Source organism: Rhizobium sp. 10PS4, assembly GCF_032464805.1.
Classification (GTDB): domain Bacteria; phylum Pseudomonadota; class Alphaproteobacteria; order Rhizobiales; family Rhizobiaceae; genus Rhizobium; species Rhizobium laguerreae.
Map to the genome: position 1 here is coordinate 1 of NZ_JAWDIW010000029.1, position 8,242 is coordinate 8,242.

The following is an 8,242-nucleotide window of genomic DNA, read 5'->3' on the forward strand; positions in this document are numbered from 1 at the left end:
CAAGGGGAGAAGGGGGAAGGAGACGTCGCTGCGAATCTCTTCTCCCCAGCGGGGAGAAGGTGGCGGCAGCCGGATGAGGGGGTTACCGGCACGGTGTTATCCCTTTTTCTACAATAATTTACCGAAACTGCATCATCAAGCCGAACGCTAGGGGAGAGGAAACATGACGACCATCCGCACGCCACGCGAAGTCTATGATTTCTGGTTCGTCAGATGCGGCCGAGAGCTGTGGTTCCGCCCGACGCCGGAACTCGACGTGGAGATCCGCGAAGGCTTTCGCGATACCCATCTGGCCCTTGCCACGGATGTTGGCGCCGAATGGCGGGCGGATGCGGAGAGCCGGCTGGCGGCTGTGATCGTGCTCGACCAGTTTCCCCGCAACATCTATCGCGGCACGGCGCTTGCCGTTGCGACCGATGGGCTGGCGCTTCGGGAAGCCAAGCTCGCGCTGGCATCCGGCGCCGATCAGGCGGTCGAAGCCGCGTGCCGCACCTTTTTCTATATGCCCTTCGAACATGCCGAGGACCTTGGCGAGCAGGAACGCTCGGTGGCGTTGTTTACCGCCCTCGGCGATGAAGAATATCTCGATTATGCGATCCGCCACCGCGACGTGATCGCTGCCTACGGCCGCTTTCCGCACCGCAATGCCATGCTCGGACGCGAGTCGACGGCTAGAGAGCGCGACTATCTTTCCAAGCCCGGCGCCGGTTTCTGAGGGCTTCCAGGGAGCTTCCGCCTTTCTGTCGCCTTTCTTTACTAAGACAAGCTGGCATTCTATTCCGACGACAACCTTTCCCGGAGGCGCTTTTGCGGCTGAGACCGATCCTGCTTCGCACCATTCTTCTGCTGACACTGGCGGTCGCCGGCGCGCATTTCAAGGGTGCTGCGGCTTTCGCGCAGGAGCCGCAGGCACCGGCGGCCGCGCAGGCGCCGCTTGTCGATAGCTCACTCGATCAGGCGACGAAGGAGATTGACAAGGCGAAGGTCCAACTGACCGCGCTTCAGGACGGCGTCAAGCAGAATGCCGACAATGACGATGCCCTGGTCGGGCTCGCGACCAAGGCCGACGAACTCAGCCGCGCCGTCATCACCATATCGGTCAATCTCAGGCCGCGTTTCGACCAGATCAAGAACCGGCTTGCCGAGATCGGCGATCCGCCGAAGGATGGGCAGCCGCCCGAAGCCGAGATCGTCACCCAGGAGCGCAACGCTCTCGCCGCCGAACGCGCGCAGATCAACGCGCTGACGGGCGACGCCGAAAACCTGTCGATCACGGTGACGAAGCTCGTCAACGAGATCACCGAGATGCGGCGGCGGCTGTTTGCCGATACGCTGCTCAGGCGCACAGAGATTTCAGTCTCGGTGCTCGACGATGCCGGCAGCGCCTTTGTGCACGAGGCCAGCGAATTCTCGCAGGCCCTGTCGAGCTGGGCCACCTTCGTCTGGAAATTCAAGCGTTTCCCGATGTTTGCCGCGATCTTCCTGTCGCTCGCCTCGGCGCTGATCCTGCTCTCCGGCAGTTACCGGCTGTTCGGCTCCTACCTGCGACGCGACGAGGCTGTCGAGAACCCGTCCTATATCGGCCGGCTGTCGATCGCCTTCTGGTCGACGTTGATCCGCACGCTGGCGCTCTCGGTGCTGCTCGTCACCTCGTTCTTTTTCCTTAACGGGTTCAATGTGCTGAGGCCCGATATCGCACCTGTCATCGGTGCGCTGTTCGGGGCGATCGGCCTCGTCTATTTCGTCGGCCGCTTCGTCAATGCCATCTTCGCGCCGCACGAACCGCGCTGGCGCCTCGTTCGGCTTTCCAATCTCGGCGCGCGCTCGATCGGCTACTGCCTGCTGGCGATGGCGATCGTCAATGCGCTCGATTATCTGTTCGGCACGATCGGCGAGGCGATGGGCTCGCCGCTGGTGCTGACCGTGGTCAGAAGCCTGATTGCCGCGCTGATCATCGGCCTGATCCTGATCGCGGTCTCGTTCGGAAAACCGATGCTGGCGAAGAACGGCGATCCCGATGCGCCGGGAAGGCATTGGCCGCGCGGCATGGCGATCATCCTGCGGGTCGTCGGCGCCGGCCTCATCCTCACCGCACTGACCGGTTATGTCGGGCTCGCGCGCTTCGTCGCCACCCAACTCATCATCACCGGCGCGGTCGTCGTCACCATGTATGTCGGCCTGCTTTCCGGCAAGGCGATATCAAGGCAGGAAAGCTTCGGCGACACCTTCTTCGCAAGCTTCCTGACGCGCCGTTTCAAGCTCGGGCCGGTGGCGATCGACCAGGCCGGCCTGCTTGTCGGCCTTGCCATCTATGCGGTGGCGCTTCTCGTCGGCATCCCGCTGATCCTGCTGCTCTGGGGCTTCCATGTGCAGGATCTGCAGCTTCTTGCCTATAGGCTGTTCACCGAGGTCAGGCTCGGCGGTATCAGCATCTCGCTGCTCGGCATCTGCACCGGCATCCTCTTGTTTGCTGGCGTCTACCTGCTGACGCGCTGGCTGCAGCGCTGGCTCGACGGCAATGTGATGGCCAGAAGCCATGTCGATCTCGGCGTGCGCAATTCGGTCAAGACCGGCATCGGCTATCTCGGCGTCGGCATTGCGGCGATCATCGGCGTTTCGGCGGCCGGCATCGATCTGTCGAGCTTCGCGCTCGTTGCCTCCGCACTTTCGGTCGGTATCGGTTTCGGCCTGCAGAACATCGTCTCCAACTTCGTCTCCGGCCTGATCCTGCTCGTCGAACGGCCGTTCAAGGTCGGCGACCATGTCGTTTCCGGCACAGCCGAAGGTATCGTCAAACGCATTTCGGTGCGCGCCACCGAGATCGAGACCTTCCGCAAGCAGTCGATCATCGTGCCGAATTCGGAGTTGATCAACGGCCTCGTCGGCAACTGGACGCACCGCAACAAGATCGGCCGCTCGGAAATTCCGGTTTCCGTCGCCTACAACGCCGATCCGCAGCAGGTGATGGACATCCTGCTGGAACTGACGGCCAAGATACCGCTCGTCATGCGCAATCCGGAGCCGCATGTCGAATTCCTGCGCTTCGGGCCCTATTCGCTGGATTTCGAGCTGCGTTTCTTCCTCGCCGATATGGGTGACGGCATGGCGGTGCGCAACAATCTCAGGATCGAGATCCTTAAGCGCTTCAAGGCCGAGGGCATCGAGATCCCGCTGCCACAGACCGATCTTACCATCCATCGAGAGGCTCGTCCCGCGCTTGCGGATGCGGGCAGGGATCAAGCCAACGAGCAGGAAAACGCGGCGGACACGCCCATGGAGGAGGAAGAGCAGCCGGTGCGGCAATTGCGCAGCAAGACGGCAGACGGCAATCGGAAAGGCTGAACGGGTCATTCAGCCATCATTCACAGCTATGTGTGCATGATCTCCACTATCGGGATCGCTGCCGGGGGCAGCACCGATCGTTCGAGGGGAGGGCGCGCCAGCGCCGCCGCACATGATGGCAAGATTTGCCGCCGTTCTGCTTGTCCCGCTGCTTGCCGCACCTGCGGCTGAAGCGGCATCCATCACCAACACCGATCCAGCCGCCGTCGTGCTCGTCATCACCGAGAGCGGCCAGCGCATCGAGGTCGTGGTCGATGCCGGCGCTTCGGAAAACCTCTGTGCTTCCGGCTGCTTCATGACAACGCCCGACGGCGACCGCATCGGGCTCGACGGCGGCGAGACGATCGTCATCGTCAAGGGCTCGGCCGTCGTCAAGTAGCGCCCGTCCTGATTAACGCGCTCAAGCTTCTCGGGGATTGGGTACAGGTTCCGGCCGGGCAACCGGGCGTGTCAGCCGCATGATGGCGAAGAATGCGGCAACGGCGACGGTGCTGAGCAAGGCAGCGATCGACAGCGACCACGATACGCCGAGATTGCCCATCAGGAAGGCAAGCGCGAACGGCGCCATCGAGGAGACGACGAGACGGACCGACATGATTTGTCCTTGCCGCCGGCCGTAGCCATCGCTTCCGAAGAGCGCGAGCGGCAAGGTTCCGTAGACGATGCTGTTAAGGCCCGAGCCGAGGCCGAAGACGACGGCGAAGAGTAGCGCGCCGGGCACCGAGGGTGCGGTAGCGATGAGGATGACAAGGGCTGTCGGCAGCAGGATGGCGCAGATGATCGCCAGCATCACTTGCGACAAGCTCTCGCCAAAGACCATGTTGGTGAGACGGCTCAGCACCTGTGACGGGCCGAAGAGCGTTCCGACCACCACTGCCATGGCGCCGAGGCCGAGGGCTGACATCACAGGCACCATGTGAACCAGAAGTGCCGAGTTCACGAAGCTTTCCAGAGCAAAGCCCGTCACCATCAGGATAAAGGCCGGCCTGCGCGCCGACGGCGGAAGGCTCGGCTCGACGCGTTTTGCGACCCCCTCTCCGGTCCGTCTCCTGGTTTGGCTGACGCCACGGGAGAGCCAGGCATGAATGGGAAGGCAGACCACGAGATTGAGCGCGGCGAAGATCAGATAGACTTCCTGCCATGAGAGATGCGCATGCAGCGCCGTGGTAATCGGCCAGAAAATGGTCGAGGCGAAGCCGGCGATTAGGGTCAGATAAGTGATGCTGCGCTGAGCGACCTGCGGCCTGATCTGCACGAGCAGAGCGAAGGCTGCGCCATATTGCACCAGGTTCGAGGCGATCTCGATGCCGATCAATGCCGCGACGAAAGCGATCTTTCCCGGCGCGAAGGCGCAGGCGACGAGGGCGGCGGCGGCAATCGCCGAGCCCGAAGTCATGATCCTGCCTGCGCCGAAGCGATCGATCCACGTGCCCATGAGAGGTGCGGCCAGGCCGCCGATCAGAAGGGCCGCGGAGAGCGCGCCGAAGATCCATTCCGATGACCAGCCTAGATCACGAGCCATGTCGGGGGCGAGGATGCTGAAGCTGTAATAGAGCGATCCATATCCGATGATCTGCGTCAGTCCGAGCGCGGCAATGGCCGCTACCGGCGGTCGTTCGGTGCTGACGATTGTCATAGGGATCTGAGGCTCACGCGCTGTTCGAGCTTTTCGACTTCTTCCTTCCGCTCGCTGTAGCGGTCGGTCAGATAATTCGAGGCATCACGGGTCAACAGCGTGAACTTCACCAATTCCTCGCAGACGTCGACGACGCGGTCGTAATAGGACGAGGGTTTCATACGGCCGTCCGCGTCGAATTCCTGGAAAGCTTTGGCAACCGAGGACTGATTGGGAATTGCGATCATCCGCATCCACCGTCCAAGGATGCGGAGCTGGCTTACCGCATTAAAGGACTGGGAGCCGCCGGAGACCTGCATCACCGCCAGCGTCTTGCCTTGCGTCGGCCGGACGGATCCCACCGACAATGGAATCCAGTCGATCTGCGCTTTCATGATGCCGGTCATCGCGCCATGACGTTCGGGGCTGACCCACACCTGGCCTTCAGACCATGCCGACCATTCGCGCAACTCCTGAACTTTTGGGTCGTTCGCCGGCGCCGCATCAGGCAGCGGCAGACCTTCGGGATTGAAGATGCGCACTTCGCAGCCGAAATATTCGAGCAGCCGTGCCGCCTCCTGTGCGAGGAAGCGGCTGTAGGACACTGTTCGCAGCGAGCCATAAAGGATGAGGATGCGCGGCTTGTGCGTTGAGAACGCCGGTCTGAGCGCATCCATATCAGGTTGACGCAGATGCATCGGCGATACGGCAGGCAGATCAGACAATGCGCTTGCCTCCGGCATCGAGCACTTTCTCGCCGTCTTCCTTGGTGAAGGCGCCCTGATACGTTTCCGGTAGGATTTCGAGGACGACTTCGGAAGGCCGAGCAAGGCGCGTGCCGATCGGGGTGATGACGAATGGGCGATTGATCAGGATCGGGTCTTTCAGCATTGCATCGAGCAGCTGATCGTCGCTCAGATCAGGATTATCGAGGCCGAGTTCGGCGTAGGGCGTATCCTTTTGGCGAATGGCATCACGCACGGTGAGGCCGGCATCGGCAATCATCCCGACCAGTTCCTGACGTGACGGCGGGTTTTCCAGATATTCGATGATATCAGGTTCGATGCCGGCATTGCGGATCATCGCCAGCGTGTTGCGGGAGGTGCCGCATGCCGGGTTGTGGTAGATGGTGACGTTCATAGTTTTGCCTCTGACGATAGCGTTGATGAAGCTCCCGGCTGCAGCAGCCAGGTGAACAGGAAAAGCGCTGCGACCGCGCCTGTGATTTCAGCGATCCAGAAGCCTGGAAGATCGACCGGGCGAATGCCGGAGAAGGTGTCGGTCAGCGAGCGGGCCAAAGCGACGGCAGGATTGGCGAAGGAGGTCGAGGCGGTGAACCAGTAGGCGGCGGTGATATAGAGCCCGACCAGCCACGGCACCGCCTTCTGCTCGAACTTGATGCCAGCGAGGATGACCGCGACCAGACCGAAAGTGGCAACGCCTTCCGAAAACCATTGCGCGCCGCCGGTGCGCATCTTGCTCGACAGCTCGATCAGCGGCAGGGCAAACATCAGATGGGCGGCGACGGTCCCGACGATGCCGCCGAAGATCTGCGCGGCGATATACCCGGCGAGATCGCGTTTCGCCAGCGTCCGCGACATCGCAAAGATCAGCGAGACTGCCGGGTTGAAATGGGCTCCGGAGATCGGCCCGAGCACGGTGATCAGCACCACCAGGATGGCGCCGGTCGCCAGCGTGTTGCCAAGCAGGGCAAGTCCCGTATCCTCGGTCAATGATGTCGCCATAATGCCGGACCCGACGACGGTCGCGACCAGCATGGCGGTGCCGAGGGCCTCAGCGACCAGACGGCGCGTAAGATCGAACGGTACCATCAGTCGGCCGTCGCCGGTTTTGCGGTCGTGCCTTCCATGGCGCCGATCTGACGCAGGTGCGATTCCAGCGCCAGCTTGTCGATCGATGTCAGCGGCAGGCTGAGGAAGGCCATGATCCGGTTCTTGAGGAAGCGGGCGGCCTGCGCGAAAGCGCGGCCTTTGTCGACTTCGCTGCCCTCGACCGCGGCCGGGTCCTCGACGCCCCAATGGGCAGTCATCGGATGGCCGATCCAGACCGGGCAGGCTTCGCCATGGGCGGTGTCGCAGACGGTGAAGATGAAGTCCATCTCCGGCGCACCAGGCTCGGCGAACTCGTCCCAGCTCTTCGAGCGGAAGCCGGTTGCGGGATAACCGAGCGCCTGCAGCTCCCTCAGTGCCAGAGGATTGACCTCGCCCTTCGGCTGGCTGCCGGCCGAATAGGCCTTGAACCGGCCCTTGCCTTCGGTCTTCAGGATGGATTCCGCCAGGATCGAGCGGGATGAATTGGCAGTGCAGAGAAAAAGCACGTTATAAACGCGGTCTGTGGTCATTGCAGGTCCTCCTTGGTTGCAGGTGCACAGCATGCGGCGACGGCGGCGGCCGGAGCGCATATCTCCGGGTTACCGCCGCAGCAATCCTCCATCAGAAAGCGGATCAGGCCGCCGAGCGCTTCGTAATTGGCGGTGTAGATGATCGAGCGGGATTCCCGCTGCTGGGCTATCAGGCCGGAGCGTTCCAGCTCCTTCAGATGGAAGGAGATGTTGGATGGCGAAACCTCCGCCTTTTCCGCGATAGATCCTGCCGCCATGCCATCGGGGCCTGAGACCACGAGCATGCGGATGATGTGCAGGCGCGTTTCCTGCGAAAGTGCGCCGAATGCGATCAGGGCTTGACGTTGATCCATATTTCAATAATCCTTGAATCGTTGAAACGAGGATTAGCGCAAATGAACGCCATCGACAACAGCAAAATTCAGGCGGACGACATCAAGCTTGGCCTGCTGCTTAACATACTCGCCGGTGAAAGAGACACGCCGCTGGTTTTCAATTACGACGGCCAGCCGGTGAAGCCCGGTTATCATATCACCGAGGTCAAGGCGGGCCAATTCTCCGCGCTCGATTGCGGCGCCAATCCCGAGGCCTGGACGGAGATCTTCATCCAGCTCTGGGATATTGATGAGGACGATCGCACGCATATGCCGGCCGGCAAGTTCTATTCCATCATCCGCAAGGTGACGGAACATGTGCAGCTGGACGATTCGGCCAAGCTCACCTTCGAAGTCAGCGACGGCGTGCGGCCGATGCAGCTCTATTGCGCGGCGATGCCGGTTCTTCGCGCCGGTGCCGTGCATGTCGAGCTTTCGCCACGGCCGGCAAGCTGCAAGCCGCGCGATCGCTGGCTCGCTGGGGAAAGCTCTGCGACGACGTGTTGCGGTCCGAGCGCTCGCACAAAGGCGTGCTGTAGTTAAGATTCG

General features: G+C 61.9%; 10 protein-coding genes. 4 read left to right on the forward strand and 6 right to left on the reverse strand.

Features of this window, described 5'->3' with window-relative positions; genetic code table 11:
- Positions 1–163: 163 nt before the first annotated feature.
- The 3 genes from RWJ89_RS33090 to RWJ89_RS33100 all read left to right on the forward strand — a co-directional run bounded on the left by RWJ89_RS33090 (position 164) and on the right by RWJ89_RS33100 (position 3,721).
- Entirely contained in the window at positions 164–715 is a 552-nt protein-coding gene (locus RWJ89_RS33090) for a DUF924 family protein (RefSeq protein ID WP_131663577.1), read from the forward strand.
- 92 nt (positions 716–807) lie between these two features.
- Complete coding sequence (locus RWJ89_RS33095) at positions 808–3,342, forward strand: mechanosensitive ion channel family protein (RefSeq protein WP_131663576.1); 2,535 nt, start codon at positions 808–810, stop codon at positions 3,340–3,342.
- A gap of 112 nt (positions 3,343–3,454) precedes the next feature.
- The gene (locus RWJ89_RS33100; RefSeq protein WP_131663575.1) at positions 3,455–3,721 is read left to right on the forward strand and encodes a hypothetical protein; all 267 of its coding nucleotides are present in this window, start codon (positions 3,455–3,457) and stop codon (positions 3,719–3,721) included.
- A 21-nt stretch (positions 3,722–3,742) separates the two neighbouring features.
- Here RWJ89_RS33100 and arsK read toward each other — a convergent pair whose 3' ends face one another.
- Genes arsK through RWJ89_RS33130 form a run of 6 tightly spaced genes read right to left on the reverse strand, consistent with a single transcriptional unit; the run spans position 3,743 to position 7,672 of the window.
- Positions 3,743–4,978 (reverse strand): arsenite efflux MFS transporter ArsK, encoded by a 1,236-nt coding sequence (gene arsK / locus RWJ89_RS33105; protein WP_131663574.1) that lies wholly within the window; start codon positions 4,976–4,978, stop codon positions 3,743–3,745.
- On the reverse strand, positions 4,975–5,700 hold the full coding sequence (gene arsH / locus RWJ89_RS33110) for an arsenical resistance protein ArsH (protein ID WP_025394970.1): 726 nt from the start codon (positions 5,698–5,700) through the stop codon (positions 4,975–4,977). Before arsH ends, arsK begins: the two co-directional genes overlap by 4 nt.
- Positions 5,675–6,097, reverse strand: a complete 423-nt coding sequence (arsC, locus tag RWJ89_RS33115; protein ID WP_131663572.1) for an arsenate reductase (glutaredoxin) — start codon at positions 6,095–6,097, stop codon at positions 5,675–5,677. The genes arsH and arsC overlap by 26 nt, the downstream gene beginning before the upstream one ends.
- Positions 6,094–6,789, reverse strand: a complete 696-nt coding sequence (locus RWJ89_RS33120; RefSeq protein ID WP_131663571.1) for an MIP/aquaporin family protein — start codon at positions 6,787–6,789, stop codon at positions 6,094–6,096. Before RWJ89_RS33120 ends, arsC begins: the two co-directional genes overlap by 4 nt.
- Complete coding sequence (locus RWJ89_RS33125; RefSeq protein ID WP_168284336.1) at positions 6,789–7,319, reverse strand: arsenate reductase ArsC; 531 nt, start codon at positions 7,317–7,319, stop codon at positions 6,789–6,791. Before RWJ89_RS33125 ends, RWJ89_RS33120 begins: the two co-directional genes overlap by 1 nt.
- Positions 7,316–7,672, reverse strand: coding sequence for an ArsR/SmtB family transcription factor (locus tag RWJ89_RS33130; RefSeq protein ID WP_168284335.1), 357 nt, complete (start codon positions 7,670–7,672; stop codon positions 7,316–7,318). Before RWJ89_RS33130 ends, RWJ89_RS33125 begins: the two co-directional genes overlap by 4 nt.
- Positions 7,673–7,714: 42 nt before the next feature.
- Here RWJ89_RS33130 and RWJ89_RS33135 point away from each other — a divergent pair, with 42 nt between their 5' ends.
- A complete protein-coding gene (locus RWJ89_RS33135) occupies positions 7,715–8,236 on the forward strand; it encodes a DUF6428 family protein (RefSeq protein ID WP_168284334.1) in 522 nt (173 codons plus the stop codon).
- Positions 8,237–8,242 lie beyond the last annotated feature (6 nt).